The sequence below is a fragment of the Aminobacter niigataensis genome (assembly GCF_014200015.1).
GTDB classification, from domain to species: Bacteria; Pseudomonadota; Alphaproteobacteria; order Rhizobiales; family Rhizobiaceae; genus Aminobacter; species Aminobacter niigataensis.
This window is the reverse complement of sequence record NZ_JACHOT010000001.1, coordinates 1290727-1314819: the sequence shown is the minus strand read 5'-3', so window position 1 is coordinate 1314819 and position 24093 is coordinate 1290727. Positions and strand designations below refer to the sequence as shown.

General features: G+C 58.8%; 37 protein-coding genes. 26 read left to right on the top strand and 11 right to left on the bottom strand.

Going from position 1 to position 24093, the window contains the following annotated elements:
* Positions 1-26: 26 nt before the first annotated feature.
* The gene (locus GGQ99_RS06655; protein WP_183261510.1) at positions 27-656 is read left to right on the top strand and encodes a class I SAM-dependent methyltransferase; all 630 of its coding nucleotides are present in this window, start codon (positions 27-29) and stop codon (positions 654-656) included.
* Here GGQ99_RS06655 and GGQ99_RS06650 read toward each other — a convergent pair.
* The 4 genes from GGQ99_RS06650 to GGQ99_RS06635 all read right to left on the bottom strand — a co-directional run bounded on the left by GGQ99_RS06650 (position 632) and on the right by GGQ99_RS06635 (position 3397).
* Complete coding sequence (locus GGQ99_RS06650; RefSeq protein WP_183261508.1) at positions 632-1288, bottom strand: hypothetical protein; 657 nt, start codon at positions 1286-1288, stop codon at positions 632-634. The genes GGQ99_RS06655 and GGQ99_RS06650 overlap by 25 nt on opposite strands.
* Positions 1289-1461: 173 nt before the next feature.
* Complete coding sequence (locus GGQ99_RS06645) at positions 1462-1845, bottom strand: DUF5615 family PIN-like protein (RefSeq protein WP_183261506.1); 384 nt, start codon at positions 1843-1845, stop codon at positions 1462-1464.
* A complete protein-coding gene (locus GGQ99_RS06640) occupies positions 1842-2555 on the bottom strand; it encodes a DUF433 domain-containing protein (RefSeq protein WP_246389431.1) in 714 nt (237 codons plus the stop codon). The genes GGQ99_RS06645 and GGQ99_RS06640 overlap by 4 nt, the downstream gene beginning before the upstream one ends.
* Before the next feature lie 404 nt (positions 2556-2959).
* Positions 2960-3397, bottom strand: a complete 438-nt coding sequence (locus GGQ99_RS06635) for an ABZJ_00895 family protein (protein WP_183261505.1) — start codon at positions 3395-3397, stop codon at positions 2960-2962.
* A 144-nt stretch (positions 3398-3541) separates the two neighbouring features.
* Between GGQ99_RS06635 and GGQ99_RS06630 the strand changes: the two genes are divergently transcribed.
* Positions 3542-3790, top strand: a complete 249-nt coding sequence (locus GGQ99_RS06630; protein ID WP_246389429.1) for a hypothetical protein — start codon at positions 3542-3544, stop codon at positions 3788-3790.
* 148 nt (positions 3791-3938) lie between these two features.
* Here the strand turns inward: GGQ99_RS06630 and GGQ99_RS06625 are convergent, their stop codons facing one another.
* The gene (locus tag GGQ99_RS06625) at positions 3939-4472 is read right to left on the bottom strand and encodes a helix-turn-helix transcriptional regulator (protein ID WP_183261503.1); all 534 of its coding nucleotides are present in this window, start codon (positions 4470-4472) and stop codon (positions 3939-3941) included.
* An 83-nt stretch (positions 4473-4555) separates the two neighbouring features.
* Here GGQ99_RS06625 and GGQ99_RS06620 point away from each other — a divergent pair, with 83 nt between their 5' ends.
* The 5 genes from GGQ99_RS06620 (at position 4556) to GGQ99_RS06600 (ending at position 6616) form a co-directional block, all read left to right on the top strand.
* Positions 4556-4762 carry a transcriptional regulator gene (locus GGQ99_RS06620; RefSeq protein WP_183261501.1) on the top strand — a complete coding sequence of 69 codons (207 nt, stop codon included), beginning with the start codon at positions 4556-4558 and terminating at the stop codon, positions 4760-4762.
* Entirely contained in the window at positions 4759-5073 is a 315-nt protein-coding gene (locus GGQ99_RS06615; protein WP_183261500.1) for a hypothetical protein, read from the top strand. The genes GGQ99_RS06620 and GGQ99_RS06615 overlap by 4 nt, the downstream gene beginning before the upstream one ends.
* Positions 5074-5567: 494 nt before the next feature.
* Positions 5568-5918 carry a hypothetical protein gene (locus GGQ99_RS06610; protein WP_246389427.1) on the top strand — a complete coding sequence of 117 codons (351 nt, stop codon included), beginning with the start codon at positions 5568-5570 and terminating at the stop codon, positions 5916-5918.
* The gene (locus GGQ99_RS06605; protein ID WP_183261496.1) at positions 5905-6063 is read left to right on the top strand and encodes a hypothetical protein; all 159 of its coding nucleotides are present in this window, start codon (positions 5905-5907) and stop codon (positions 6061-6063) included. The genes GGQ99_RS06610 and GGQ99_RS06605 overlap by 14 nt, the downstream gene beginning before the upstream one ends.
* Before the next feature lie 13 nt (positions 6064-6076).
* Entirely contained in the window at positions 6077-6616 is a 540-nt protein-coding gene (locus GGQ99_RS06600) for a hypothetical protein (RefSeq protein WP_183261494.1), read from the top strand.
* Positions 6617-6626: 10 nt separating this feature from the next.
* Here GGQ99_RS06600 and GGQ99_RS06595 read toward each other — a convergent pair whose 3' ends face one another.
* Entirely contained in the window at positions 6627-7301 is a 675-nt protein-coding gene (locus tag GGQ99_RS06595; protein WP_183261493.1) for a hypothetical protein, read from the bottom strand.
* Positions 7302-7363: 62 nt separating this feature from the next.
* Between GGQ99_RS06595 and GGQ99_RS06590 the strand changes: the two genes are divergently transcribed.
* Positions 7364-7921, top strand: a complete 558-nt coding sequence (locus GGQ99_RS06590; protein WP_183261491.1) for a hypothetical protein — start codon at positions 7364-7366, stop codon at positions 7919-7921.
* Between the two features lie 29 nt (positions 7922-7950).
* Here the strand turns inward: GGQ99_RS06590 and GGQ99_RS06585 are convergent, their stop codons facing one another.
* Positions 7951-8625 carry a hypothetical protein gene (locus tag GGQ99_RS06585; RefSeq protein WP_183261489.1) on the bottom strand — a complete coding sequence of 225 codons (675 nt, stop codon included), beginning with the start codon at positions 8623-8625 and terminating at the stop codon, positions 7951-7953.
* A 44-nt stretch (positions 8626-8669) separates the two neighbouring features.
* Here GGQ99_RS06585 and GGQ99_RS06580 point away from each other — a divergent pair, with 44 nt between their 5' ends.
* The 8 genes from GGQ99_RS06580 (at position 8670) to GGQ99_RS06545 (ending at position 14422) form a co-directional block, all read left to right on the top strand.
* The gene (locus GGQ99_RS06580) at positions 8670-10136 is read left to right on the top strand and encodes a DnaB-like helicase C-terminal domain-containing protein (protein ID WP_183261487.1); all 1467 of its coding nucleotides are present in this window, start codon (positions 8670-8672) and stop codon (positions 10134-10136) included.
* On the top strand, positions 10136-10318 hold the full coding sequence (locus GGQ99_RS06575) for an NrdR family transcriptional regulator (RefSeq protein ID WP_183261485.1): 183 nt from the start codon (positions 10136-10138) through the stop codon (positions 10316-10318). Before GGQ99_RS06580 ends, GGQ99_RS06575 begins: the two co-directional genes overlap by 1 nt.
* Entirely contained in the window at positions 10315-10665 is a 351-nt protein-coding gene (locus tag GGQ99_RS06570; RefSeq protein WP_183261483.1) for a hypothetical protein, read from the top strand. Before GGQ99_RS06575 ends, GGQ99_RS06570 begins: the two co-directional genes overlap by 4 nt.
* Positions 10662-10862 (top strand): hypothetical protein, encoded by a 201-nt coding sequence (locus tag GGQ99_RS06565; RefSeq protein ID WP_183261481.1) that lies wholly within the window; start codon positions 10662-10664, stop codon positions 10860-10862. The genes GGQ99_RS06570 and GGQ99_RS06565 overlap by 4 nt, the downstream gene beginning before the upstream one ends.
* Positions 10859-11284, top strand: a complete 426-nt coding sequence (locus GGQ99_RS06560; protein ID WP_183261479.1) for a hypothetical protein — start codon at positions 10859-10861, stop codon at positions 11282-11284. The genes GGQ99_RS06565 and GGQ99_RS06560 overlap by 4 nt, the downstream gene beginning before the upstream one ends.
* On the top strand, positions 11256-11900 hold the full coding sequence (locus tag GGQ99_RS06555) for a hypothetical protein (RefSeq protein WP_183261477.1): 645 nt from the start codon (positions 11256-11258) through the stop codon (positions 11898-11900). Before GGQ99_RS06560 ends, GGQ99_RS06555 begins: the two co-directional genes overlap by 29 nt.
* A gap of 208 nt (positions 11901-12108) precedes the next feature.
* Positions 12109-13899: a zinc dependent phospholipase C family protein gene (locus GGQ99_RS06550; RefSeq protein WP_183261475.1), complete on the top strand. Its 1791-nt coding sequence runs from the start codon at positions 12109-12111 to the stop codon at positions 13897-13899.
* A gap of 10 nt (positions 13900-13909) precedes the next feature.
* The gene (locus GGQ99_RS06545) at positions 13910-14422 is read left to right on the top strand and encodes a hypothetical protein (protein WP_183261473.1); all 513 of its coding nucleotides are present in this window, start codon (positions 13910-13912) and stop codon (positions 14420-14422) included.
* Positions 14423-14651: 229 nt separating this feature from the next.
* Here the strand turns inward: GGQ99_RS06545 and GGQ99_RS06540 are convergent, their stop codons facing one another.
* Together GGQ99_RS06540 and GGQ99_RS06535 are read right to left on the bottom strand one after the other, a co-directional pair.
* A complete protein-coding gene (locus GGQ99_RS06540; RefSeq protein WP_183261471.1) occupies positions 14652-14849 on the bottom strand; it encodes a hypothetical protein in 198 nt (65 codons plus the stop codon).
* Between the two features lie 6 nt (positions 14850-14855).
* The gene (locus GGQ99_RS06535; protein ID WP_183261469.1) at positions 14856-15056 is read right to left on the bottom strand and encodes a hypothetical protein; all 201 of its coding nucleotides are present in this window, start codon (positions 15054-15056) and stop codon (positions 14856-14858) included.
* Positions 15057-15165: 109 nt separating this feature from the next.
* On the opposite strand from GGQ99_RS06535, the gene GGQ99_RS06530 reads away from it, so the two are divergent.
* Positions 15166-15474 carry a hypothetical protein gene (locus GGQ99_RS06530; protein ID WP_183261468.1) on the top strand — a complete coding sequence of 103 codons (309 nt, stop codon included), beginning with the start codon at positions 15166-15168 and terminating at the stop codon, positions 15472-15474.
* A 289-nt stretch (positions 15475-15763) separates the two neighbouring features.
* Here GGQ99_RS06530 and GGQ99_RS06525 read toward each other — a convergent pair whose 3' ends face one another.
* The gene (locus GGQ99_RS06525) at positions 15764-16315 is read right to left on the bottom strand and encodes a hypothetical protein (protein ID WP_183261465.1); all 552 of its coding nucleotides are present in this window, start codon (positions 16313-16315) and stop codon (positions 15764-15766) included.
* Between the two features lie 47 nt (positions 16316-16362).
* Between GGQ99_RS06525 and GGQ99_RS06520 the strand changes: the two genes are divergently transcribed.
* The 9 genes from GGQ99_RS06520 to GGQ99_RS06480 all read left to right on the top strand — a co-directional run bounded on the left by GGQ99_RS06520 (position 16363) and on the right by GGQ99_RS06480 (position 23686).
* Positions 16363-16725 (top strand): hypothetical protein, encoded by a 363-nt coding sequence (locus GGQ99_RS06520; RefSeq protein ID WP_183261463.1) that lies wholly within the window; start codon positions 16363-16365, stop codon positions 16723-16725.
* Positions 16691-18178, top strand: coding sequence for a phage terminase large subunit (gene terL, locus GGQ99_RS06515; protein ID WP_183261461.1), 1488 nt, complete (start codon positions 16691-16693; stop codon positions 18176-18178). The genes GGQ99_RS06520 and terL overlap by 35 nt, the downstream gene beginning before the upstream one ends.
* Positions 18171-19661, top strand: a complete 1491-nt coding sequence (locus tag GGQ99_RS06510) for a DUF4055 domain-containing protein (protein WP_246389425.1) — start codon at positions 18171-18173, stop codon at positions 19659-19661. Before terL ends, GGQ99_RS06510 begins: the two co-directional genes overlap by 8 nt.
* 105 nt (positions 19662-19766) lie before the next feature.
* Positions 19767-20561 (top strand): DUF6651 domain-containing protein, encoded by a 795-nt coding sequence (locus GGQ99_RS06505; RefSeq protein ID WP_183261460.1) that lies wholly within the window; start codon positions 19767-19769, stop codon positions 20559-20561.
* A gap of 101 nt (positions 20562-20662) precedes the next feature.
* On the top strand, positions 20663-21811 hold the full coding sequence (locus tag GGQ99_RS06500; RefSeq protein WP_183261458.1) for a major capsid protein: 1149 nt from the start codon (positions 20663-20665) through the stop codon (positions 21809-21811).
* Between the two features lie 67 nt (positions 21812-21878).
* Positions 21879-22127, top strand: coding sequence for a hypothetical protein (locus GGQ99_RS06495; protein WP_183261456.1), 249 nt, complete (start codon positions 21879-21881; stop codon positions 22125-22127).
* Entirely contained in the window at positions 22124-22567 is a 444-nt protein-coding gene (locus GGQ99_RS06490) for a hypothetical protein (protein WP_183261454.1), read from the top strand. Before GGQ99_RS06495 ends, GGQ99_RS06490 begins: the two co-directional genes overlap by 4 nt.
* A 3-nt stretch (positions 22568-22570) precedes the next feature.
* Positions 22571-23107 carry a DnaT-like ssDNA-binding protein gene (locus tag GGQ99_RS06485; protein WP_183261452.1) on the top strand — a complete coding sequence of 179 codons (537 nt, stop codon included), beginning with the start codon at positions 22571-22573 and terminating at the stop codon, positions 23105-23107.
* Positions 23108-23326: 219 nt separating this feature from the next.
* Positions 23327-23686: a hypothetical protein gene (locus GGQ99_RS06480; protein WP_183261450.1), complete on the top strand. Its 360-nt coding sequence runs from the start codon at positions 23327-23329 to the stop codon at positions 23684-23686.
* Here GGQ99_RS06480 and GGQ99_RS06475 read toward each other — a convergent pair.
* Positions 23683-24090, bottom strand: coding sequence for a hypothetical protein (locus tag GGQ99_RS06475; RefSeq protein ID WP_183261448.1), 408 nt, complete (start codon positions 24088-24090; stop codon positions 23683-23685). The two genes, GGQ99_RS06480 and GGQ99_RS06475, sit on opposite strands and share 4 nt — an antisense overlap.
* Between the last annotated feature and the right edge of the window lie 3 nt (positions 24091-24093).

Here is a 24093-nt window from a genome sequence, read left to right as displayed (position 1 = left end):
ATCATGATGGAAGTAGGGAGATTCGAATGCAGAACACCTCTCACGCAGTTATGGCTCAGCGGTTCGAAGCGGCAGATAGCGCGGACGATTTTCCGACGCCGCCATGGGCTACCAGGGCGTTGATTGAACACGTGATTGGCGCCGGCCAGGTTCGGGAGCTGACTGTTCTCGAGCCGGCGTGCGGCCGTGGTTACATGGCTAGGCCTTTAGGCGAGTATTTTGCATCCGTGGAGGCGTCAGACGCCTTCCGGTACGGCTTCGGGACGCACCGTGATTTCCTGAGCTATCCATTCGAAGCCAAGTCGCACGACTGGGTTATCACCAACCCGCCTTTCCGCTTAGCCGAGGAATTCGTCGAAAGAGCGCTGACTGTTGCCCGCAAAGGGGTTGCGATCCTGGCTCGCACAGTCTTTCTCGAAAGTGTGGGCAGATATGAGGGCATCTTCCGCGACAGGCCACCGACCAAATTCGCGCAGTTCACCGAGCGCGTTCCAATGGTCAAAGGGCGCGTTGATGCTAAGGCGTCTACCGCAACCGGCTATGCTTGGTTTGTTTGGGAGGCATCGGGTTCCGCCGTCCCGAGACTGATGTGGGTGCCACCGTGCCGCAAGATCCTAGAGCGAGCGGATGACTATGCAGCATCGAGTAGGGCGTGAAGTCGTTCCTTGAAATAGGCGTTCGCCTGCTCGACCTTTTCGGTGATCGCGTAGTCGAAGTGGATGTCGAGCTCGTTCTTGATCAGGGACCAAGGCCGCGGCAGCGACCGGGTTCCGTAGTAAAATATGATCCGTGATTCAGCGGCGACCGGGGCCACAGACGCGAGGTCGCCGTAGCTTTTCAGAAGCACCTGGACGCACATCAGGTCACGACGGATCGAGCGGATCTTGCCGGCGTCGAATTGACCATTGCCGCGCTTGATCTCATAGGCACGGATCGTCTTGTCGGCGCTGTCGTAGGCGATCATGTCGACCTGCAACGCACGTACTGCCTCTCCATACGGCAACGAACTCTTAGCGCATTCGTCTGGCGATTGCGAACTCGCCAATGCATCCGCAGCGCGCGACACACGGAAGATGTCTTCTTGCCAGACCTGGTGACGGTTGCTTTCCCGAAGGCCTTCGCGAATTGCGGCTTCCAGGATTCGTCCGTGGCGCTTGTACGCTGAGCTGATGATGCTGGTCGCCCGAGAGTATTTAACCCCGGCAATAGGATCCTCGATAAATCTCGTCTTGGCGAGCGCCGAGATTGTCTCGTCGACCACAGGCGAAATGCGATCCATGAAAGCCATGACATCCCCCACCGACAACAACCTGATGTTGCGGGAGATGCCTTAAGGTTGAGTCCAGAGATTTGGTTACTGGTCGATAAACGAAATGCGCCCACACTAACGGACACGTTGGCCGAAGCGGATTGACTGGGTGCTGGCTGAAACGAAAACCCCGGCGCTGGGCCGGGGGTAAGCTATCTATGAGTTCGGATCGTCGCTTCGCCGATGACGACGAAAAGTCTTGTGCAATGGCCGCTGGTGACCATCCCCCATTCGTGCTCGATTAGTGACAGCGCGGCATTGATCCGAGTGCTACAGTCGGGCTTTCTGCACTCAAATCGAACGAGGCCCATCGATTTGAACCTGGCTTTGGTTATCCCGTGGCCTTTGGCGAGCCTTTTCATATCGTGATCAGCCGCCACAAGGACGGCATCGTGGGATTGCGCGGCCGCACATACGACCGGGTCAGGAGTTCCTTTAGCGAGGCCACTGTTATCGAATAGAATGACTTCGTGACCGGCGTTCTCGAGAACGCTGCCAACAGATACCGGAACCCCCTCATCCAGTAGAAATTTCATGCAGCGTTGCGCTTGTCCTCAAATGCTATCGCAGCCTCCACATCCTCTCTTTCGAGGGACGGGTATTCCTTCATGATTTGCTGAACCGAGTAGCCTGCCTCAGCGAACTCCTTGATCGCGGATACTGGAATTCGAGTGCCGGCGATTACCGGCTTGTTTCCAACTATTCCGCGGTGCCGCTCGATGTGGCCGATCTCATCGCCGCCGCGCTTGTTCATCTCCCGAATGCGTTCACGCATGCCCCCGACAATGATCTTGAGCGGGATCTGAAGCACTTCTTGACCCGACCCAGCTTCATGCCTCGTTTCATCATCGCGTTGGATAACTACGTGCTTCCCAAGCAGGTAGAGCGTGCTTCTCACCCACATATCTTCGCCGAGGTGCGACAGGTCTCCTTTGACCTCTCGCAGATGGTCCATGCTAACGCGAGTGTCGTTTCTGAGCTGGTTCAGGACTTTGAGAGACAGCAGGTCCCGGAACGAATAGAGGCGCGTATACGCTCCCCCGAGCCCGTCAACGACACTTGGCGAGAAAAACCCCTCACGGTCCCACGAGGCGAGCTGACGCCTGCTCACCCCAGTCAGGCGCGAAGCCTGATCGACGGTGAACAGCGCGATAATATTTTCTCTCGCCTCTGTCATCTGGCTATTGTAGCGCCTTGATGCGGTAAAAATACCGTTCCCAAGCAGATTATTTCTTCTTGCTGACATTGACACCCATCGCCGCAGCAATTGCTGCCATCCGAGCAGTCAAAGCCAGCCTTTCCGCTCGCCGTCACGCCAGAGCGCAAGCGCGTATTCCTCGGGACTGTGACCGGTGGTGTTCTTCGCTCGCATGACTAGGCCACTCCGCTCGGCATCAGCGTAAGCAGCGCACACAGCATCCTGATTGCGCCCTAGTTTGGCGACCAGCCGGCGCATGTGCTCGCGCTGCCCAGATGTGTGTTCGTCTGCCATACCCCTACCCCCTAAACCGCTTCCCCTTGAGCCCCTTCGGCTTCACTGGATGATGCATGTCCCCGGCCAATCTCTGCACGACCTATTCGCGCACCCCGTGACTGCAGTGCCAACAAGCGCCACGCACAGCAGTATCCCGAGCATTCCTCGAGGCAGGATCATTTACCGGCCGATCGTTTTGCGCCAGCCTTTTCCAGGCTTTTCACCATGGTTCGCCCCATGAAGCTTGAGAAGGCGATAGCCAGCACCACGAATTGAATGCCGGCCATCATGGCCAACATGAAAACGATGAAGCCCACTGAAACACCGTCAAAGGCGCCGGACAGAAAGGCCGAGGCAAGTGCCAACCCAACGCCAATAGCAGTGCAATAGCCTACCAGTCGCCAATATTCCCTGGACGATGGTAGACGCCTATTCCGGAAGAAGAAGTAGTACGCCGTGGATTGTGTGATCGCGAAGGCGACCGGGATGCCAAAGATGTCGGTGATAGTCTCTTGGTATTGAGGAAGCGCAGTGATCAGTGCCCATGCCACAAACGGCGTGGCCGCTGTAAGCGCTCCGAACAGCAAGATGTAGCGGCGTAAGCTGATTTCCATCCCCAAGCCCTCCCCAAAGCTTAGCCCATCATCTCTGTTCACTGGATTCGTGCAAGAGAGGAATTTGTTCCTTATTCGTTCTTGACTCTGTCGATAGGACAGCGTTCCTATTGGGCATCAACAGGAACGCCGTGGGAGGCGAGTATGAGTACAATGTACGTAGTCCAGAGCTATCAGTCCGGTAAGCGCGGCAAGATGGTGGCAGATACCCCAGTGGAGGCTCGTGATGTCGTTCACGCCAAGCAACTGGCTGAGAGGCTCGCCAGCAGAAAGCCCCTGGTTGTTGCCTTCGTCCGAGAGGGTGACGCCATAACCGGAGATTTCGAGGATCCAAAGTTGATCGCCGCGTTCGGCGAACTGCCAGAGGAGATGAACGAAATGCAGCGTGTTTAGCGAGGCAGCGCGGGCATCATGATCGAATACGGGCGGCGCTTTGCAACGCGGAATGAGGAGATTGTCGCTGACCTTCGAAAGGCTGCAGGTGCGGTAGCTCCGCTAGATCCGAAGACAGTCGTCAAGCGAAAGGCGGCCGAGATTGCGACTATGATGGCGCTTTTGCACGGCGGGGATTGGCGGGTTCAGATCGACCATGAGGTGTACTTTGTGTCGATTCGGCAGCGTTAGACGCCAGCATATCGCTGATCTCATTGAGCAGCTGACGAACGTTTTTCCGCTTGAGCCCAACAACTCGATTGAGGGCGGATTCAATAGCGCGAATACCCTCAATAGGTTCGCCGACATCACTGGCGCGGAGCGGTTCGTCCTTTTCAATCTTGGCATCGGCCGAGCGTTCGGCCACCGCAGGAGGCAAGGTGCTGGAGGGCTGAGTTGCAGCCCCCACTATCGGTTCGCCGCGGTTTGTCGCTAGCCAGTCGAAGCTCACTCCATAGACAAGCGCAATTTTCTCCAGGCGCTTTCGGTCGGCGCCGTGACCGCGTTCCCAATTGACTACGGCTTGCCTTGTTACATTCAGCAGGTGGGCAAACTCAGCCGGCTTCACCTTAACATGCTGCTCGCGCACCCATTTGATGCGCTTCCCGAGTTCGATGTCTTCTGGTTTTGGCTCTTTTCTCATGATCGGACAATGTCAGACGAAAGCCACGCTTTCACTGAAAGAGATGCTTGCTATTAAGTGAAAGATATGCTTTCAGTTTGTGCATGTGTGATGCGATCGAAACAGCAGTTGAAATGGCCGGCGGCCCCGCTGCCTTGGCCCGTTCCATCGGGGGCTTGACGCCGCAAGCCGTTTCGCAATGGCGCAAGTGTCCACCGGAGCGAGTGCTGGATGTTGAGCGCATCACGGGTGTTTCGCGACATCTTCTGCGTCCGGACATTTTCGGCCCGGCTTCGGAGTCCGCAGTATGAGCCTGGCGCACCAGATCATGCCGACTGGCGAGCAGGCTGCTTCTTCGCTGATCCGATACGACGCGGCTTGTCGCGCACTGGCCGAGGCGAAGTCCGTCGACGACGTCAAAGATATCCGCGACAGTGCCGAAGCTATGCGGGCCTATGCCAAGCAGGCGAGGAACAAGCAGCTCGAAGTGGACGCCGCCGAGATCAGGATCCGGGCGGAGCGCCGTCTCGGTGAGATGATCCGCGACCAGAAGTCGACTGTGGGCCTGAACCAGGGCGCCGCCGGCTCCGTTGTCACCGGTTCCGTCAAGGTGGCGGCATGACGCTTTTCATCGCCTGGTGGCTATCGCTGGCAGTCGCCGCATGTTTCGGCTGGGTCGCCCACGCACTCATGTCGAGGGCGTCATGACCTGGCTGGCCTCAACCCTTTATGCGCTCGGCGTTGTTGGCGCTGCCTCGGCCGTAAGCCGGGGACCCGATGGGCGGTATGTACCCACGGGCCTGCGCGAATACGTCGTCATCATTTGCTGGCCTCTGGCGGTTGGCGCCGCTCTTGGCCTGGGTCTTTTCACGTTCGTTCGCAGGGGTTGGCGCCCATGAGAACGGCAGTCGCAATTGCACACTCCGACGAGCTTGGCGGTTCTGATGAGCGTGCATTTTCCATTCCCTTCCTGCCCTTCGACATCGTGCCGTGGGGCTCAGTATCCGCCGGGGTTCCCGGCTCAGTCGCGCTTGGTGACGGACACACCATAGGGCGAAAGGAAAGAGCATGTCCGAACCAAGACGGTGCGAATCCGTACCAAAACGGGGCGAAGTCATGACTACGAGTGTGGCGGCCTGGGAGGCTTTCCAGCTTCTAAAAGCCGGAGCCAAAAAGGAATTCAAGTTCGACGGCGACACCAAGACCGCAGCACGTGACCGGGCTGCGAAAGAGGCTGGCGTCACGCCGGCTCAGGCGGAGCGGCTTTGGAAGAACTGGAAGACCATGAAGTTCCCGAATGGGGACGTCTATCGGCTGCTACGTAACAAGTACGGGCATCTCTGCTCGTGGATCGAGGCCGATGCCGACCGCAAAGACGCGGAGCGGCTCGAACTGAAGGCAATCCGAAATGCGGTTGATCAAAGGCCTGCGCAAGTGGGCACGAGCGACTTTGATGCTCGAAATTGAACGGATGCGGCACCAGCCCTCGCGAGGCTTCGTCTTCGTGGCGGCAGGCGCAGCGGCGGCGATCCTGGTGACGATCTGGGCCATGGACGCCAACGGAATGGCGATCACGCAACGACCAACAACCCAGCGCGCCACTGTGTGGTGAGGAGGAGAACGACATGACCACAGCAGGCCACAACTCAGGCGACGTGAGCGACAAGGACCGCAAGGTTCTGTTCTTCATCAACCGCAAGAATTACCTCGAAGCACAGGCGGCACAGAAGGCCGCCACTGCACGGATGAAGCAGGTGGGCAAGGTCATCAAGGCCGATCTCGGCGAGTACGGCCTCGATCAGATCAAGACCTACGAGAAGGCCCAGACGCCCGAAGGCCAAGCGAAGCTCAAGGCGAAGCAAGAGGCCGAGCGTCAGGCCATGGCGTTCGCCGGCGTGCCGATCAACACCCAACTCGACATCTTCACCGACCGGGCGCCGCTGACCGAGCGCGCCTATCGCGACGGCGAGGAAGCCGGTCTCCGCGGCGACAGCCTGTCCAATCCCTACAACGAAGGTTCGGCCGAAGGGCAGGAATACGCCCGCGGCTGGCATGACGGGCAGGGCTCTCTCTTCGCCGGTATCAAGAAGAAGGAAGAAGCGGCGTCAGGCGACGAGCTTATCATCCGGGGTGGCGGCGACCCGTTTGCCGAAGCAGCGGAGTAGGTCCCGGATGCTACTCGCCGTAGTACCCTGCCAATTGGTTGAGATGACCAGCAAAGGCTTGAAGGTCCGCGATGTTGTCCGACATCCTTTCCACGGACATGTCGCAAAGGCTGATCGTGTAGTCGGAAGCCCCCCCCGTCGATGTGGTGTAGTCGCCAGCCATCCGAAATATTTCGGCGTCAGCGCAAAAGTCCGCTTCTATCCGTTGAAGGGTGAAAGCCATAGCGCTTCCAAAGAGGTCTTTGGCTTCGACGATGCTCTCGCGGTGAAGGATCGAAATGATAAGGGATCTGAGCGAGAGCATCTTGCGAATTTTTTGTCGGCGAGCGTCGTTGGCTTGGCCTTGATCCTGCCCATAGGCAGCGATGGCCTTTTCGAGCCTTCTTGTCGACTGCTCAAGCTGTTCCGAATGAGGGTATGCCGCGCGCCTTGCCCTGAGGCGGTCGGCGCGGAGGTTCAGCTTCATCAGCTCATCGTGTCTCTGCTGCTGCCTCTCCTCCGACCGGCTCATCGCGCTAACGGTTATGAAGGCGGCACCAACAGCGGCGATACCAGTGATCAGCGTCTGATAGTCGTAGAGCCATTTGGCTTGGTGATCCAAGTCCATCCACGCGACGCCAAGGATAATTCCGAGCGCGCCGGACACAAGCACAGCGAACCACAGATGGTTCTCAGAGTTCTTCATAGAATTCCCCGCCAATCGGCGGCGATCCTAGTGACAGCCGAGGAACAGGCAAGGGGGAAACCATGCTGATCCTCGGGCTCGACATCGCGACGACGACCGGCTTTGCCTGGTATGAGCCAGGATCATCCCTTTCATCGGTCAAGACCGGTCTCATCAAGGCCGTGGGCGACAACGCGGAGGAAAAGGCCGCATCGCTCGCTCAACAGCTCGTTGCGATGTTCAAGGCCGGTCGGCCCGACTTCGTGTCAATCGAGCAGCCCATGCGCAACGTGGTCTCGTTCAAGAAGACCAAGCAGACGCTCGCCGGCCCGGTCGACGAGCAGACCATCAACCCGAATGCGCTGCAGCTCGAAGGGCTGGTGTGTGCGGCCGTGGCCATCATCGCCGCCTATCGCATCCCATGGGAAACGATCCCGTCTGCGACGTGGCGGAAGCACTTCCTCGGTATGGGGCGCTCACCCGGCTTCGACCGTGCGGCGTGGAAGCGTGCCGCGGTCGACAGGTGCCGGGCATTCAAGATCGACGTGAAGAACGCGGATGCCGCCGAGGCGGTTGGCATCGCAATCGCTGGCGAGGCTTGCCAGCGGTTCAAGATGCTGCGGGAGAGGACGGCAGCATGACCAATCTCAATTGTGTTGGCCGATCGTATCTACTCGTCAATTTCAATCGCTGTAGTGATTGCTTCTCGGCGCTCGTGCTTTTGCCCAACGATGCGAAATCTAATGCGGAGCGATATCCGATCGCGGAAAGCTGCCGGGTCGTCGACTATTTTGCCATCTTTGGACAAAACGACAGCAAATTTCCTTTTCGGCGAAGCGTCGCTCCGGACTTGCCAGCCAGCTATTCGGTAGTTCGGTATTCGAGGCCGATACCTGTGCCGCTTAGCAATGGATGGCGCGACTCCGCCTACGAAGGGTTCGATGTTGTAGATCGAAAAATCGCTACCGCCATCTGGCTCCCAGCTTTCGATAAGAATCGCTCGCCTGTTGAGATTTGTTACCTCCAACGCCAATCGCTTCTTGGGGACATTCCGCTGCAGAACGAAGTCGGGCTCGGCATCGCCAACAGCGAAGTCTGTTTGACGTCGTGCTTCGCTTGCTTGCCTTTTGAGCTCCGGCAGCGTGATAATTGCTGCCAAGAACGCTCCAAGAGCGGCAACCCATCCGCTCAATGCGCCCACCCAATCTCGCAGGCAGGCCGGTCGAGCGTCGCAGGCAGCAGATTTCAACGTAGCAACGTCAGACACGACAATGGCAATAAACGTGCCGACTGCTACGGCCCCGCTGATCGCGCCAAATTGAATCCAGTAGTGCTGCCCCCGCATACTTTCCCGAATAGCACATCGGAGTTGAACTTGGCGAGGGCCGCATGAACGCACACCCTGGCTCTTTCCGCGAAGCTCTCCCCGATGCCCTTGAGGCGGAACAGGCGCTGCTAGGCGCTATCCTCACCTCAAATGACGCCTACTGGCGCGTTGCCGGCTTTCTGAAACCCCAGCACTTCGCCGAGCACATTCACGCCCAGCTGTTCGAGATCATGGGCACCATGATCGCCGAGGGCAGGGGCGCCAACCCGATCACGATCAAACCTTATATCCCGGCGAGCGTGATGGTCGGCGAGATGACCCTGTTCGCCTATGTCGTCCAGCTTGCCGCCAGTGCGGTCACGGTCTCGGGCGCCTACGACTATGGCCGGGCGATCATCGAGATGTGGTCGCGGCATCAGTTGATCGGCGCGGCGCGGGATCTGGAAACGCTTGCCCAGAACATGCCGATCGATATGACGCCCGAGAAGATTATCGGTGAGACTGCCAACCGGCTCACCCAGATCGCACAGGAAGGCAACGAACGAGCCGCATCGGCCCAGTATGGCGTGATCCTGCCCAACGCCGTCGACAAGGCGGCCAAGTCCAGCGGCGACGTATCCTCCCGCATTCCCTGGTTTCTGCCGGAGATCACCTCGGCCCTCGGCGATATCCGCCGCGGCAACCTGATCGGCCTGATGTCGGACAGTGGCGGCGGCAAGACGTCGTTCAGCTTGCAGCAGTGCCGGTTTGCCGCGTCCCGTGGGTTCAAGTCGGCCTTCTTCTCGATCGAGGTGACAGACGAGGAAGCTGCGCTTCAGGCAGCGGCACAGCAGAGCCACATCAGCCTTGGCCGGATCGACGCCTACACCTTGAACACCAAGGAAGCCGGCGACCTCGAGCGCGAGATGATGGCCTCGACTGATCTGCCCTTCTACATCGTCGGGTTCGGTGAGTGCACCCTGACCGATGTCCGCATCAAGGCCGAGGCGATGGTGAAGAGCCAGGGGCTCGACCTGATCGTCATCGACCATGCGAAGATGATCGCGCTGCCGAACCCCAAGGATATGTTCGCCGAACGCATCAACGCGCTCTATCGAGGCCTCAAGGCTCTCGCCAAGACGCTCAACGTCGCCGTTGTCATCCTGATCCAGCGCAACGACGACTGGAAGCGCCGGTGGCAGTCCAGTGGGTCCTCTACCGCATTCCGGCCAGTCATGGGCGATGCCTACGGTGGCGGGTCGATCAAGCAGTCCCTCGATGTCTGGTTCAGCCTGTACCGGCCTGAGCCTTTGTTCCGCGAAATGATCCCGACCATGCCGCCAGAGCGGGTCAAAGACGGCGAGCTGACCAAGAAGCAGATCATGATCCAGAAGATGGAGGAGGCGCGCGGGCAGGCGGCGATCATCAACCACAAGCGCCGGCGCGGCGAGCCAGGGCGGTCCCCGCTGATAGGCTTCGATGCCGAGTTCACACTGTTCAAGTCGCTGTCTGAAGAGATGCCGGAGACGCTGTTCGGGGAGGGCCTTTGATGAGCAATCGAGACGGCCTGAAATGCCCGGTCTGCACCTCGCACATGCTGCTTGTCATCGACAGCCGGCCGAAGCGAGACACCATCGTCAGGCGCCGCAAATGCCACAAGTGCGCGACGCTGTTCAGCACCATCGAGGTCATCAGCGACACCAAGGGCCAGCCGATCAAGGAGACAGCATGAGCGGCGAATTCCTCCCCGATTATTCGCATATGCCGTGGAACGGGCGCTATCGGCCGCTGTTCAAACTCTTTGCCGCGGAGCGCTGGCGCTATGTCCGCAAGGATGGCGCCCCGGTGGAGTGCGATACGGCCAGCCAGGCCATCGAAGCGGCCAAGGCGTGCGTCAGGCGGATCCTGAACCCGGCAATCTATGCAGAGCGGGCAGCAGTCGCTGCAGATGTCCTCGGCGTGGCCGCATGGCATGAGGAGCGCGCTGCGCGAGCTGCTGAGGATCAGGAAGCCACATTGGGCGCTATCATCGTCAAAGGGCGGCAGGTCAAGGTCGAGAGAAGGAGCCCAAAGATATGAGCGCCTGGTTCCGATACGAGCGTCATGCCGGGCGTTGGTGCCCGGTGGTCTATCACGACGGCAAGCCGACGGTGCCGAAGGGCGAGGAAGACCGTTTCACCGGAGCGGTGGAGGTCCCAGCCGACTGCCTCACAACCAGCGGCGACCCCATGTTTGGCAGGCTGCAGGCCAAGTTTCCGGCACCGGTGAGCACATGACGCGACCAAAGGGCAAGCTTGACGCGCTGCTAGACGGGCTCGGGATCAAGTTGGTCCCGGTCTACCGTCGGCGCGCAGCTGCCCAGAGCCATGCCCGCGGCACCATGCATGAGATCCGCAACCAGTACGGCGATGGGCACCTGATTTTCGTCCTTCGCTGCATCAAGCAGACGCGGAACAACCGCGACGAGCTTTGGTCGGAAACGATCGGCGCAATCTCCGACATCCTCGTGCAACGCCAGGATTGGGCAATGGAACGCGCAGGGGACGTGCTCGACGCATTGGACCGCATCCCGCTTGGTCCTTTGCGCGGTGAGGCTGTCGCCCGCCGGCCGTGGCCAGTCCGCGCCTCCCTTCGCATCCTCATCTACAAGCAACTGGAGACGATTCTCGATGAGCCAGAGCAGCGCCTTGCAGTTTGACTATTCCGAGAAGGCCGCAATAGCCGATCTGATTACCATCGTGCGCGCTCGTTTCATCGAGGCGGCCGACACCATGGCGCACATGGACGTGCGAAACCTTCGGCCGGCGGCGGTGCGTTCGCTGTGGCCTGCAGTGCAGGTCGAGGCTATCGGCGGTCACCATCCAGGCTACAGTATCAACGGCAACCACGTGCCCTATCGTCCGTCCAGCAAGGCCATATCGAGGGCTGAGGAAGTGATGTACGGTTGGCTGCTCGACTATGTCGACGGCGACGAAAACCGCATCCTGGTCGGCAAGTGGTCGATGTGCCTTGCAGCTCCCCGCGTCGCCGGGTCATTCCGGCATTTCTGCAAGAAGTCTGGCCGTTCGCGTAGTACGGCAGAGCGCCGCCTCAACGATGCATTTGAACACGTTGCGAGGCTTATCCTCAAAAATGCTCAATCGTTACAGGCACCTAACTGGTCGAGGGTGGTGCCAATGATGCCAAATCAGGGTAGTGATTTGCATATCGTCGCCACAGGTACACACTGGATGGCAGACGGCGCAAAACCGACGATCAGACCTGACCTTCTTGAGCCCGTTGAAGGCGATGCCCAGCGGCAGAAGGCAGCTTAGACTTCGAACGCTTGCCCGATCTAATTTCCAGCCGCCCGGTGCGGATTACGCATGCCGGGTGGTGGGCGAGGGGGCGGTCATTCAGCACTTGCTGACCCTATCCCAATCGACTGGGTGTTAGAAGCTGTGCGCCTGCCGTGGTGCAGCCTGACGTTGCGTAATCCATCGTTCCGTGCGTAAATCACATGCTTTGGAAAAGAGGTGTGAAATGCCGAAATTCGGAAGCCACATCATTTTTGCCGAATTGGCCCATTCGAAGCGGCCAGACCTTTTTCCAGATCATCATGAAAACGCATATAGATTTGGCTCGATAGGGCCAGATACGACCCTGTTTATGTTCGACCCAGCAATAAAAAAACCAGAGCTAAGAAAGGGAATGGCTGCGGTCTTAGAAATTCTAAGCGTGATAAATCGTACCAAAGAGGATATTAAGAAAATAACTGATGAACTTACCAAGCCAGTCGATGATATCGCCGACTGGCTTACAGGTGGTCTTTCTACTGATCTACGTTATACTGTCAATACAGTGATTGACGCATTCTTTCTAACTGTCAAACTCGGAATTGCGCTAGCGCCAAATGCGATATCTATCAAGAACCCACTTCTTGACATCGTCGCCAAATTACCGGCGGGTTTCATTAAAAATCCAGAATACCTTTCTCGCGATTGGGTTGTTCAATCGACAGATACTGTTGGTTTCCCATTTCGTATGTTCGGGCACCCATACACTAACGATCCGCCTTGGAAAGATAGGCTTCCGCCAGGACTATATGACGAATGGTGGTGGATGGACATTCTCCATTACAGGCGAAGCGGAGCATTTGCCTCTAGCCTTCTAGCTAATGCAAGGGGGCCAGTTCAGACCTCTTATGCGAAGGGTTATTTGACCCACTATGCGGGTGATATTTGTGGCCATCCGTTCATCAATAGCCTTGTCGAAGGCCCGTTCCGCAACCACGCCTATCGCCACCTTGTGCTGGAAACTATTTCGGACACGTGGCTGTGGAACAATGTCAAGCGACGAGACATACTCAAGTCACGGCTAGATAAACTCATTTATTTGAACACCGTGGATTCTGAGCAAGTTGCAGAACTCGTCGTGCGGTGCATGCGAGAGGTGTATACCCCTCCAATGGTTCCAAGCCTCCTAGAGGGTGGATACCCTTCTACTGATGATTTTCTTTTTGCCTACCGCTTCATGCGGAATTACTTACGCATGTCGACCGACGGCACGGTTGGGAGGCCGAAAGCGCCTCCGGGTAATGCAAATGAAGTCATAGAGGAGCTAAAGGACTTGCTGAGAAGGAATGATCCGGGGCCGCTTCCAGGATGGAATGGTAATATAATGGATTTCCTTTCAGCTCTTTTCAATTGGATCGGAAAGGGTCTCACCCTTTTATTAATGATAGCAACATTGCCGTGGGCTGTATTGTTTAGGTTCGTGGCCGCAGTCCCGCGTTGGATCATTTATATAATTAATCTTGCACTTTTCTATATTGTGAGTGCAATGCGTACAATGCTTTGCCTTACGGGGTGGGGATATTGCAGCAACGAGGATTTCAAAAATTTTGGATTCTTGAAGGATATGATAGTCTCAAGAGGATACGAGGGAAACCAATACCCTCTTGCAACCTCAACTCATGTGAAACCGCCATTCTATTGGCTGGTTCCGCCTCGATGGATAGGTAGTTTACACGAACCGGACGCTACAATTCCGATGAACCCCAATATTGGGGGGAAGCGACCGGATTGGATGGTAGCTCCTGGGAACACCATGAACATCCAGGCAATTCTCGAATTGGGCTACGCCACTACTCCTGACGAAGGCGCTCGTATTGCGAACAGATATGGCGGAAGTAGTGTTTTTGGCAACGCTGTTGACTTCAGCATTGCACTGCTCGACGGATCCTTGCCACTGTTTGACTTTGATTTAGATGGAGATAGGGGGTCTGGTTACAAGGGTTGGGAAGAGACTCCTCCGGGTGAATACTACGTATAGGAGTTCAAGGATGATGGCCGGCATTCACATGCGGGACGAGGGCGAGCAGGAAATTGTAGCCCATGTCTATATTCCTTTGTATGAGGCCGACACCGGAAGAACTTATGGTCGCTCTCATCGATCAGAATTTTTGAATCGCACGCCAGTTGGAGTTAGTCTTACCAAAGAACGCGCAGTTGTCACGGTTGTGAACTCGGGACCTGTCGCTAGTGATCTTATCACACTTGAATGGCGGGTCCGTTTCTGCACGTTTGATCCCCATCTTCCCACTGAAGGCTTCACGATCGCGCACGCCAAAGAAGTTGTCAGCGACCCTTTCGGTGACTATTTCAACATAGAATTCCTAGAGGGCGGCGAGTCAAAGTCATTTGGTATCGAGTTTCCTGAGTATCCTTCTGATCTGGCTAATGTGTATTTTCAAGCTAGGGTGTCAACATTATGGACGGGAGCAGTAAAGCCTGATCTGTGGGCAGGTATATTTGCGACAGACCCTGGCGTGACTGAAGCTCACTGCAAGCCTTGAGTCACCTCTCTTCTAAAACAAAGGGCACCCGTCAAACGGGCGGGGTGATTTATCACGAGACCGGGGCGGTTCCGAGCGGGCTACGATAGCCCCAGTTCAGGACGACAGCGGTGCAAGCCGGCTTTAACCATAAGGACGGACACGACCACGTAAGTGAGCCATGTAGCGTCTGGCTCCGCCGAGCAATCGGTGTGGGCGGCAAGGTTCACGCGCTTTCCCGCCGGCCTGATCACTCTTCGTCTTCGTCATAGCCCAGCAAGGTCATCAACTGATCAATCATCAGCTCGGCCACTGAGCGGTTGATGGCAAGCTCGATTGCCCCGTCGTCGGTTTCAAGGTTGAGCAAGGCCAGTAGCGGCTCTTCGTTGACCACCTGGGTATCGACCTGAAGCACCCTGTTTGGTGCCGTGTTGGTCAGTCGGGGCATAGGCCGTCACTCTTCATCTGGGTAGAAGCGTGCGATGACGCCTTTGAGCATTTCGACAGTTTGCCTGTCGTGCGCGAGGTTGCCAGCTGTGGTGTCAACCCAGACAGGGTGTTCTGCAGTCATAGATCGGGTGGTGAACCTGCCAGCCTCCATGAGGGCGATACGGTCCTCAATTATGGCGATCTGTCTCTCATAGTGTTCGCGCATCTTCCCCTCCCGTTGAGGCGCGCATCCTCCCATCACTCTCGGCACCTGTCGAGATGAGTTCCCGGCCGGGCGGGTGATCCCCGGTAATCAACCCCGAAAGAAACCCCAGATGGTTCGAACGTTCCGAAGTCTCTTCTTCGGCGGCCTCGCCATGCTCGCGGCTGCCATCTTCCTGAGCATGCCAGCCTCGGCGCTGGAGCGCGAATACGGTCTCAATACTCCGACCGCCGCTGCCTACGTCTACGTGCTGCCCGATGTGGCCCCGGTCGATGCGATCCTCGTTGCTGAGCGCCAGCACGAGATGCGAAGTCGTGACGCCCACGCCGTGGCCTACGCCGTTGCCAACCAGCCGCTGACCACCTGGCGCATCGCCGTCGACAGCTATTCGCACATCGACCCGCACATTCGGGCGGTCTGACCCAGATTGAAAAGACCCCAAGGCTCCGGCGTCAAACACCGGGGCCTTTTTTGGGGGATACGGCGGCTATTTCTTCTTGCCGTACTTCTTATTGTTCGAATTGCCCTTGTTCCCACGTTTGATTGCGTCTCGGGTCAATTCCTTGGCAGTCTTGCGTCGCGGTGCCTTGCCGGCACCTCTCTTCACCAGTGATCCCATTGAAAACCCCCATGCTTGAACGCAACCACAGGTAAGCACCAATGGCGCTGACCGACAAGCAGCAGCGCTTCGTCGGCTTCATCTCCACCTATCAATCAGCTCGGCGCAGATCCTGTGCATAGACGCCTAAACTGGTTCCGCGGCCAGAGACTACTACGCGTGTCCCCTGGGTGAGGGTATCCCTGAATTCGCTGGAAATACGGCAAACACTGTTGAAAGGCATGGGCAGATCAAGATCGACGGACGAACGGCACCATTTGGTACCGATGCTATTTGCGCGTTTTACAGTGTAGTGGAGTTCAATCTCGTCGCCTGCGATCAGAGCAATCGCCATCGGACCGGTGATGACGACGACGTTCTTCCCGAGCATGAAGCCGAAGATCAGAGCGCCAATGAATGTGCCAAATTTAGTTAAATGACTGTCCGAATCCTGACCCGCTGCCTTAGACAACAGCCAGACAGCCAACATAGCAAATCCAAAGCCTGCTATCAGACCAAGGGTGTTTGTTTTGGATGCCCATTTGCTCGAAGGTAGGAATGACGGGCCGAACATCAGGCTAAACACCGGCAAGAGGCCGAGCAATAGCCATGCAATCAGCAGGATAGTCGCCAGCTTGCCAAATGGCCAGTTTGCCTTGGCCACGTGGCCCCCTTTGAAAAACAATCAAGACCCGATGCAGGAAATCAAAGATGTCTCGTGGCGGCAATAGGCCAGGGGCTGGTCGCAAGCTCGGTGCACCGAACAAAGCATCAGCAGCGCGCCAGGCGAAGGTCGCGGCTACTGGCGATACACCTCTCGAATACATGCTGAAGGTCATGCGCAACCCGAAGGCCGATGCAGGCAGGCGCGATGACATGGCGAAAGCTGCAGCGCCTTATGTGCATCCCAAGCTGGCAGCTGTGCAGCACTCCGGCCCCCGCGGCGGCCCAATCCAGACAGTCGATCTGACGAAACTGAGTGGTGATGAACTCGATCAGCTCGAAAGCATCTTCGGCCCGCTTGCCGGACCCGGCGACGATGATGCGCCAGATCAGGCAGGAGAGGGCGCGTAGGGCAGCTGAGGCAGAGCGAGAGCGAGTTGCTCGGGACGCCGAGCGTATCCGGGCACGGTGCCAGACGCTCTCCGGGTTCGTCCGTGAGGCCTGGCATGTCGTTGAGCCCAACTCGACCTTTGTGCATGGCTGGCACCTTGACGCGATCTCCGACCACCTGGAGGCGGTGACCGACGGTCGCATCAACCGCCTGTTGATCAATGTGCCGCCTGGCACGATGAAGTCGCTGCTGACCTCAGTACTATGGCCGGCGTGGGAATGGGGGCCAGTTGCGCGCCCGTCACTTCGGTATCTGACCACGAGTTACGCGGAGAAGTACGTCAAGCGCGACAGTCGCCGCATGCGCGATCTGGTGCAGTCGGAGTGGTATCGGGCGCTGTGGCCTGAGGTGGAGCTTGTCAGGGCAGGCGAGGCGTCCTTCGCCAACACCAAGACAGGCAATCGCGAGGGTGTCCCCTTTGCAAGCCTCACCGGTGGTCGCGGCGATCGCGTTATCATCGATGATCCGCACTCGACTGAGACGGCCGAAAGCGAGGCCGAGCGGATCAACACATCTCGCATCTTCCGCGAGTCGGTCCCAACCCGTCTGAACGACCCGATCCGGTCGGCGATCGTCGTCATCATGCAGCGTCTGCACGAGGATGATGTTTCAGGGCAGATCAAGAAGCTCGCGCTCGGATATGAGCACCTGATGCTTCCGATGGAGTTCGAGCCGGATCGGAAGTGCTTCACCTCGATAGGGTTTGAGGATCCACGCACCGAAGACGGGGAGCTACTGTTCCCCGAGCGCTTCCCCCGAGAGGTGGTTGAACGCGACAAAGTGCCGATGGGCTCCTACGCCGTTGCGGGTCAGTTCCAGCAGCGGCCGGCGCCTCGTTCGGGCGGTATGTTCCAGCGCGGCGACTTCGAGATCGTCGATGCGGTTCCTGCCGGTGCGGTTCGCTGCAGAGCTTGGGACTTTGCTGCCACACAGCAGAAGGCTGGCAAGCAGCCTGACTGGACCGTCGGCCTTCGGATGGCGTGGGTTGGCGGCGTCTTCTACGTCGAGGATGTCAAGCGCGATCGCTGGTCGCCAGCCGACGTCGAGAGGAATCTGAAGAACACGGCCAGCCAGGATGGGTTGCCGGTTCGCATCAGAATGCCCGAAGACCCAGGCGCCGCTGGTAAGGCTGATGCCGCGACTAAGATCAAGCTGCTGGCCGGGTACGACGTGATTGCTGTCCGGCCGACGGGTGAGAAATCAGTGCGTGCTAAGCCTGCCTCTGCCCAGGCGGAAGCCGGCAACGTGAAGCTGGTACGCGGGCCTTGGAACGAAACGTTCCTCGATGAGGTGTGTTCTTTCCCAAACGCACAGCATGACGACCAGGTCGACGCTTTCGCCGACGCGCTGAACGAATTGGCGCTGGCTCCGAAGCCGGCAACAGCAATCTTTGGAACCTATGCCAATGGCTGACGATACGACGCCCGACACGCCGTCGTCGGACTATTCGGCAATGCTGCCCTACTGGCAGATGGTGAAGACCATTTTGGGGGGCGCTACCGCTATGCGTGCTGCGGGCGAGAAGTACCTGCCGAAGTTCTCGGGCGAGGACAGGGAAGACTACGAGTTCCGCAGGCGGAATGCCAAGTTCACCAACATCTATCGCGATATCGTTGAGAACCTGGCCGCCAAACCGTTCTCACGCGAGGTCGGGATTGTTGACAAGAGCGCATCGACGGCCGTCATCGACCTGATCGAGGATATCGACGGGCAGGGCAATCACTTGCATGTCTTCGCGGCCAATCGGTTCTTCGACGGAATCAATGCCGCGGTGGACTGGATCTTCGTCGATAAGACCCCAGTGCCGGAAGGTGCCACACGGCAGGCGGAGAAGGAACTCGGCGCCCGGCCCTATTGGGTGCATGTGCCGGCAACCCGAATGCTCGCCGTCTACTCGGCGGTGATTGGTGGCAAGGAAGAGTTCATCCATGCCCGTATCCATGAGCCCGAGACGGTCCGGGATGGATATGGCGAGAAGATGGTCAGCCGTGTCCGCGTGCTCAATCGGGAGCAGCGGGACGGCGGGGCCTACGGTCCTGCGACATGGGAACTATTCGAGGAACAGAAAAAGTCCAATAGCGACGAAAAGGAATGGGTGTCGCTCGGTGGCGGGCCTATCGCTATCGGTGTCATCGCAATCGTCCCGTTCATCACCGGACGGCGCAAGGAAGGATCGTGGCAGTTCGTCCCGCCGATGCAGGACGCAGCTTACCTGCAGATTGAGCACTACCAGCAGGAAAGTGGCCTCAAGTACGCATCGGAGAACACCGCGTTCCCGATGCTGGCCGGCAATGGTGTTTCGCCCCCCGTTGATGCCGCCGGCAAGGTGCAGCCGGCACCAGTTGGTCCGAAGCGGGTTCTGTACGCCCCACCAAACGGCGAGGGGCAGCATGGGGAGTGGGCTTTCATTGAACCGACGGCGGCTTCGCTGAAGTTCCTGGCCGATCAGGTGAAGGTGACGGAACAGCAGTTGCGCGAGCTCGGCCGCCAGCCGCTGACTGCGCAGACCGGTAACCTGACTGTCGTCACCACGGCGTTCGCGGCACAGAAGGGCAACACGGCAATCCAAGCGTGGGCATTGAACCTGAAAGATGCGCTCGAGCAGGCTCTTGCCCTGACCTGCAAGTGGCTTGGCGACAGCAGCGAGCCAGAAGTGACGGTGCACACCGACTTCGCGATCGACGTCGAGACCGATAAGGCGGCCGATGTCCTCCTGAAGATGCGCGAGGCCAAGGACATCAGCCGCGAAGCGCTGATCAACGAGGCCAAACGGCGCGACTGGCTGGCACCGGAATACGATGCCGATGTCGATATGGATCTGATCCTGGCCGAAGTGCCGGGGGATGACGACGAAGACGCCCTGACGGGCGCGCTGCCGCCGACGAACGAGGACTAACCATCACCCAATATCACTGACGAATTGGCCTGCCGGCGGATGTCCGGCGGGTGTTTCGGCGCGGATGCGCCATAGCCAAGGGCGGATGCCCGGAAAGAGACGACCGTGAAGCTGAAGATCGTAACCGTCGACGGCAAGACCTATGCCGAGGTCCAGGACGGCAAGCCCGTGTTTGTTCATGACGACGGCAAGGAGGTCGCGTTCGATGCGCCGGGCACCGTTGCCACCATCACCAGGTTGAACGGTGAGGCAAAGGGCCACCGCGAGGCCAAGGAGGCGGCCGAAGGGAAACTGAAGGCCTTCGAGGGCATCGAGGACGCCGACGCGGCCAAGAAGGCGCTGGAGACCTTCAAGAACCTCGACGCCGGCAAGCTCATGGAGGCCGGCAAGGTCGAGGAGTTGAAGGCCGGAATCAAGAAGGCCGCCGAGGAGTCCGTCGCCGCAGCGAACAAGGCAAATGCCGAGGCGCTTGCCGCCGAAAAGACCCGAGGCGACAAACTAGAGGCAGCCCTCAACGGCGAGATGATCGGCGGGCGTTTCGCGCGATCGAAGTTCGTCACGGACAAGACCACCTTGCCGGGCCCAGCTGCTCAGAAGGTATTCGGCGAGCACTTCAAAATCGAGGACGGCAAGGTCGTGGCCTTCGACGCCGCCGGCAACAAGTTGTTCTCTCGCGCCAAGCCAGGCGAGATCGCTGAGTTCGACGAAGCGATGGAGATTCTGGTCGACCAGTACCCATACAAAGACAGCATCCTGAAGGGCACCGGCGGTGGCTCTGGCGCCAAGCCGGGAAACGGCGGCGGGCAGGGCGGCAAGACCATCTCCCGAACGGAATTCGAAGGGCTGCCGCACGCGGATCGCGCAGCCAAGATCAAGGAAGGCGTGAAGGTCATCGACTGACGCGCGTGTCCAAGCAGATCGCCGGACCTTGGATGAGGGACGGCGCCCCGGGTCGGATGGCCCAACACCTCCCCAAACTCGAAACCTGAAAGGGCCATCCCATGGCAAACACCCTGACTGACCTCATTCCGGACCTTTACGAAGCTCTGGACGTCATCTCGCGCGAACTGACTGGCTTTATCCCGGCCGTGTCGCGTAGCTCGAGCATTGCGCGCGCCGCGCTAAACGAGAACGTCCTCGTCCCTGTGACGACCGCGGCGGCCTCGGCGAACAACACCCCCGGTGTCAACGCACCGGACACCGGCGATAGCACCGTCGACAACGTGCCGGTGACCATCTCCAAGTCCAAGCACGTTCCGGTCCGCTGGAATGGCGAAGAAACCAAAGGTCTCGAGAATGCCGGTACGTTTTCGTCGGTCCAGGCCGATCGCTTCTACCAGGCGATGCGGACGCTGGTGAACGAGATCGAGGCCGACCTTTGGCTCGAAGCCTACAAGCGCGCCTCGCGCGCCTATGGCACGGTCGGCACGACGCCATTCGGCACCGCCGCCGACCTGACGGATTTTGCGGGTGTCCTACGCATCCTCGAAGAGAACGGCACCCCAACGACGGACATTCAGCTTGCGCTTGGCCATGCAGCCATGGGCAATCTTCGTGGCAAGCAGTCGGGCTTGTTCAAGGTCAACGAGGCCGGTTCCTCGGACATGCTGCGCAACGGCATGACCGATCGCGTGATGAACATGGCGATCCGTCACTCCCATGCTGTTGGCATGCACGCCAAGGGTTCCGGCGCGGCCTACGTGACGTCAGGTGCCACTGCGCCCGGCGTCAGCAACATCGCGCTCGTCACCGGCACGGGCACAGTGCTTGCCGGCGACGTGGTCTCCTTTGCTGCCGATGCTGCCAACAAGTACGTGGTGGGCGCCGGTGTTGCTGCACCTGGCACGATCGCGCTCAATAAGCCGGGCGCGCTGATGACCATCCCCACCGCCAACGCGCTCACGATCGGCAACAGCTACACGCCGAACGTCGCCTTCGCTCGCTCGGCAATCGTCCTCGCCACCCGCGCGCCGGCCATGCCGAAGGGTGGTGACAGCGCCGATGACGTGACCCAGATCGTGGATCCGCGTACCGGCCTCGCCTTCGAGGTCGCGGTCTACCGTCAGTTCCTGCAGACCGTCTACCACGTTCGCCTCGCCTGGGGCTTCCGCGCCATCAAGAGCGAACACATCGCGCTTCTCGCCGGCTGATAGCCCGATCTGATTGTCGGGGGCGTTCGCGCGCCCTCGGCTCCTCTCCAACCGAAGCGAGACAACCATGTCCGAACTTATTGCAATGACCAAGAATGGCGAGACGCTCGGCGTCCATTCGACCTGCGTTGAAGACCATGAGCGAAACGGCTGGGTGATCGGAGGCGAGCTCCGCGACTTGGATGACACCGCCGGCGTCAACGAAGGCGATCTTTCCGCGTTGCGGGCTGACTATCTGGCCAAGCTCGGCAAGAAGCCGTTCCCCGGATGGGACGTGGATGAACTCCGCCGCCGCATGGTTGAGGCCGGCGTGTGACAACAATCGCCTATCGTGCGGGCGTCATGGCGTCCGACAGCGGCTCATGGATCGGCGATGCCTCCCACGGGTGGGCGGTGAAGCTGGCGAAGGGCATCGACGGCGCGCTGCACGGCGTCGCCGGCAATGCAGCCGAATGCTGTGCTTATCTCGGATGGGTCAAGGGCGGCTATCGCGGTGATGAGCCGAGGGCTGACGCCGAACCAGACAACCGCTCGTCGTTCATCGTCTTGATTGTCCCGCCAGAAGGGGCACTGCGGCTTCGCACCGCCAAAGGCGATGAAGTCTATGAGGCTCCGTACTTTTCGATCGGAGCCGGGTCGGCAACGGCATACGGCGCCATGTTTGCCGGGGCAACCGCCGAGCAAGCGATCGAGGCGGCCAAGGAACATGCATCTGGCGCGTTTGGCCCCGTCCAGAGTATCCGACACAAGGACTGACTCATGCCTCTGATTGTAGAGACAGGCTCGGGCTCCCCGACGGCAGAGAGCTATGTTTCAGTTGCGGACGCTGCTGCTTATGCCACGGCGCGCGGGCTGACCTTTCCAACAACGCCTGAAGCAGCAGCCGAACAGGCATTGCGGCGGGCTACAACCTGGCTCGACGGGCGCTATCGAGGCAGCTTCCCAGGCTCTCGCACCAATCGGCGTGAGCAGGCGCTGGAATGGCCGCGCATCAATGCCTATGACCGTTCCTGCCCGCCAGAATACATCGACAAAAACGAGATCCCGGTCGAGATCGTCAACGCGACTATTGAAGCCGCCGTCCGTGAATTGGCGGCGCCTGGCTCGCTCTCACCCGACGTGACACCCGGCAAGATCAAGAAGTCGGCCAAGGTCGGCGAAATTGCTGTGGAATATGCAGTCGGGTCGGGCGTCACCGATCAGCGGCCGGTCTTAACTGTGATCGATGACGTCCTGTCGTCGATATTGAGTATTTCGCGTAGCCCCGCGCTGTTCGGCAAGGTGCTCAGGGCATGAGCTTCGTCGCTGAGCCCAGAGGGCCGATGATTGACTAGGCCTTAGCCTTCCGAGGAACACGCTTAGCGGGTTGCTTGGCTGCGGGCTTGTGACCAAGGCCGAGGCTCTTGGCGAGTTCAGAACGCCTCGCGCGGAATAGGCAGGGGCCACCATGGGTAGTCGGAGGGCAGCGACCACTTGGGTCCGTCAATCGGCGAAAGAAAAAACGTTGGTGTGCAAATGACCGGCTTTTACAACGAGATGCAGGGTGTTGCGGCCGAACTGTTGGATGAGTTCAAGCAAGGTGCTGTCCAGTTGAAGCGCGTTACGCTCGGCACCCCGCCGAATGAATGGACGCCCCCGCCTGAGACAGTCGAGACGTGGCCACTAGCTGCTACCGTCAAGAGGCTTCACCAGCGCTATGAGAACGGCGTGCTGATCGTCGAGACCGGCGACATGGTGACGTTCGCTGTGCCCGAGGTTGAGCCACAGATCACCGACATGCTCGTTATCGACGGCGCCGAGCGTGTCATCACCAACCTGACGCCGATACCGCCTGCAGGGTCTGTCGTGGCATATAAGGCTTGGTGCGCGGCTTAGTGGGGCGCCGCTGGCATCAAACTTGCCGCTAGACCGGCGAAAGTAATGCCTATGCCAAGAAGCCAGACCATAGAAGCGAAAAAGAGACCCCAGGTGCCAACCCAGACGAAAAGATAGCCTGAAGAACCAGGCTGATTCCAGAGATCGCGACACGCCTTCAAAAGCGGCCAAAAAAGACCGTATGCCGCGAAGATCGACGTAAGACACGCCACCACCGTCACCGGGTACCGCAAAACAGCGAACGCTGCGATATGGTCAAATTCAGTGGTGAACCAAATAAACGTAACCGAAAAAGCAGACAATCCCACCCAAGCTGTAGCGGTTGTGGCAATGCCGACGATCTCGTTGATCGGCCGTACTTTAGCCAACCGCCGCTCAAAAACCTCATCGATCCTGTCTGACATTTG

What these genes read in the sequence shown, in the direction of transcription:
- GGQ99_RS06510 (WP_246389425.1), top strand. Translation starts at nt 18,171, where the DNA reads ATGGCTGACGATACGACGCCCGACACGCCGTCGTCGGACTATTCGGCA.
- GGQ99_RS06575 (WP_183261485.1), top strand. Translation starts at nt 10,136, where the DNA reads ATGAGCAATCGAGACGGCCTGAAATGCCCGGTCTGCACCTCGCACATG.
- GGQ99_RS06580 (WP_183261487.1), top strand. Translation starts at nt 8,670, where the DNA reads ATGAACGCACACCCTGGCTCTTTCCGCGAAGCTCTCCCCGATGCCCTT.
- terL (WP_183261461.1), top strand. Translation starts at nt 16,691, where the DNA reads ATGATGCGCCAGATCAGGCAGGAGAGGGCGCGTAGGGCAGCTGAGGCA.
- GGQ99_RS06570 (WP_183261483.1), top strand. Translation starts at nt 10,315, where the DNA reads ATGAGCGGCGAATTCCTCCCCGATTATTCGCATATGCCGTGGAACGGG.
- GGQ99_RS06560 (WP_183261479.1), top strand. Translation starts at nt 10,859, where the DNA reads ATGACGCGACCAAAGGGCAAGCTTGACGCGCTGCTAGACGGGCTCGGG.
- GGQ99_RS06605 (WP_183261496.1), top strand. Translation starts at nt 5,905, where the DNA reads ATGCTCGAAATTGAACGGATGCGGCACCAGCCCTCGCGAGGCTTCGTC.
- GGQ99_RS06495 (WP_183261456.1), top strand. Translation starts at nt 21,879, where the DNA reads ATGTCCGAACTTATTGCAATGACCAAGAATGGCGAGACGCTCGGCGTC.
- GGQ99_RS06565 (WP_183261481.1), top strand. Translation starts at nt 10,662, where the DNA reads ATGAGCGCCTGGTTCCGATACGAGCGTCATGCCGGGCGTTGGTGCCCG.
- GGQ99_RS06610 (WP_246389427.1), top strand. Translation starts at nt 5,568, where the DNA reads ATGACTACGAGTGTGGCGGCCTGGGAGGCTTTCCAGCTTCTAAAAGCC.
- GGQ99_RS06600 (WP_183261494.1), top strand. Translation starts at nt 6,077, where the DNA reads ATGACCACAGCAGGCCACAACTCAGGCGACGTGAGCGACAAGGACCGC.
- GGQ99_RS06640 (WP_246389431.1), bottom strand. Translation starts at nt 2,555, where the DNA reads ATGTCAGCAAGAAGAAATAATCTGCTTGGGAACGGTATTTTTACCGCA.
- GGQ99_RS06500 (WP_183261458.1), top strand. Translation starts at nt 20,663, where the DNA reads ATGGCAAACACCCTGACTGACCTCATTCCGGACCTTTACGAAGCTCTG.
- GGQ99_RS06475 (WP_183261448.1), bottom strand. Translation starts at nt 24,090, where the DNA reads ATGTCAGACAGGATCGATGAGGTTTTTGAGCGGCGGTTGGCTAAAGTA.
- GGQ99_RS06520 (WP_183261463.1), top strand. Translation starts at nt 16,363, where the DNA reads ATGTCTCGTGGCGGCAATAGGCCAGGGGCTGGTCGCAAGCTCGGTGCA.
- GGQ99_RS06630 (WP_246389429.1), top strand. Translation starts at nt 3,542, where the DNA reads ATGAGTACAATGTACGTAGTCCAGAGCTATCAGTCCGGTAAGCGCGGC.
- GGQ99_RS06635 (WP_183261505.1), bottom strand. Translation starts at nt 3,397, where the DNA reads ATGGAAATCAGCTTACGCCGCTACATCTTGCTGTTCGGAGCGCTTACA.
- GGQ99_RS06530 (WP_183261468.1), top strand. Translation starts at nt 15,166, where the DNA reads ATGGTTCGAACGTTCCGAAGTCTCTTCTTCGGCGGCCTCGCCATGCTC.
- GGQ99_RS06585 (WP_183261489.1), bottom strand. Translation starts at nt 8,625, where the DNA reads ATGCGGGGGCAGCACTACTGGATTCAATTTGGCGCGATCAGCGGGGCC.
- GGQ99_RS06485 (WP_183261452.1), top strand. Translation starts at nt 22,571, where the DNA reads ATGCCTCTGATTGTAGAGACAGGCTCGGGCTCCCCGACGGCAGAGAGC.
- GGQ99_RS06650 (WP_183261508.1), bottom strand. Translation starts at nt 1,288, where the DNA reads ATGGCTTTCATGGATCGCATTTCGCCTGTGGTCGACGAGACAATCTCG.
- GGQ99_RS06540 (WP_183261471.1), bottom strand. Translation starts at nt 14,849, where the DNA reads ATGCCCCGACTGACCAACACGGCACCAAACAGGGTGCTTCAGGTCGAT.
- GGQ99_RS06590 (WP_183261491.1), top strand. Translation starts at nt 7,364, where the DNA reads ATGCTGATCCTCGGGCTCGACATCGCGACGACGACCGGCTTTGCCTGG.
- GGQ99_RS06615 (WP_183261500.1), top strand. Translation starts at nt 4,759, where the DNA reads ATGAGCCTGGCGCACCAGATCATGCCGACTGGCGAGCAGGCTGCTTCT.
- GGQ99_RS06595 (WP_183261493.1), bottom strand. Translation starts at nt 7,301, where the DNA reads ATGAAGAACTCTGAGAACCATCTGTGGTTCGCTGTGCTTGTGTCCGGC.
- GGQ99_RS06655 (WP_183261510.1), top strand. Translation starts at nt 27, where the DNA reads ATGCAGAACACCTCTCACGCAGTTATGGCTCAGCGGTTCGAAGCGGCA.
- GGQ99_RS06620 (WP_183261501.1), top strand. Translation starts at nt 4,556, where the DNA reads ATGTGTGATGCGATCGAAACAGCAGTTGAAATGGCCGGCGGCCCCGCT.
- GGQ99_RS06535 (WP_183261469.1), bottom strand. Translation starts at nt 15,056, where the DNA reads ATGCGCGAACACTATGAGAGACAGATCGCCATAATTGAGGACCGTATC.
- GGQ99_RS06555 (WP_183261477.1), top strand. Translation starts at nt 11,256, where the DNA reads ATGAGCCAGAGCAGCGCCTTGCAGTTTGACTATTCCGAGAAGGCCGCA.
- GGQ99_RS06645 (WP_183261506.1), bottom strand. Translation starts at nt 1,845, where the DNA reads ATGAAATTTCTACTGGATGAGGGGGTTCCGGTATCTGTTGGCAGCGTT.
- GGQ99_RS06550 (WP_183261475.1), top strand. Translation starts at nt 12,109, where the DNA reads ATGCCGAAATTCGGAAGCCACATCATTTTTGCCGAATTGGCCCATTCG.
- GGQ99_RS06545 (WP_183261473.1), top strand. Translation starts at nt 13,910, where the DNA reads ATGATGGCCGGCATTCACATGCGGGACGAGGGCGAGCAGGAAATTGTA.
- GGQ99_RS06480 (WP_183261450.1), top strand. Translation starts at nt 23,327, where the DNA reads ATGACCGGCTTTTACAACGAGATGCAGGGTGTTGCGGCCGAACTGTTG.
- GGQ99_RS06625 (WP_183261503.1), bottom strand. Translation starts at nt 4,472, where the DNA reads ATGAGAAAAGAGCCAAAACCAGAAGACATCGAACTCGGGAAGCGCATC.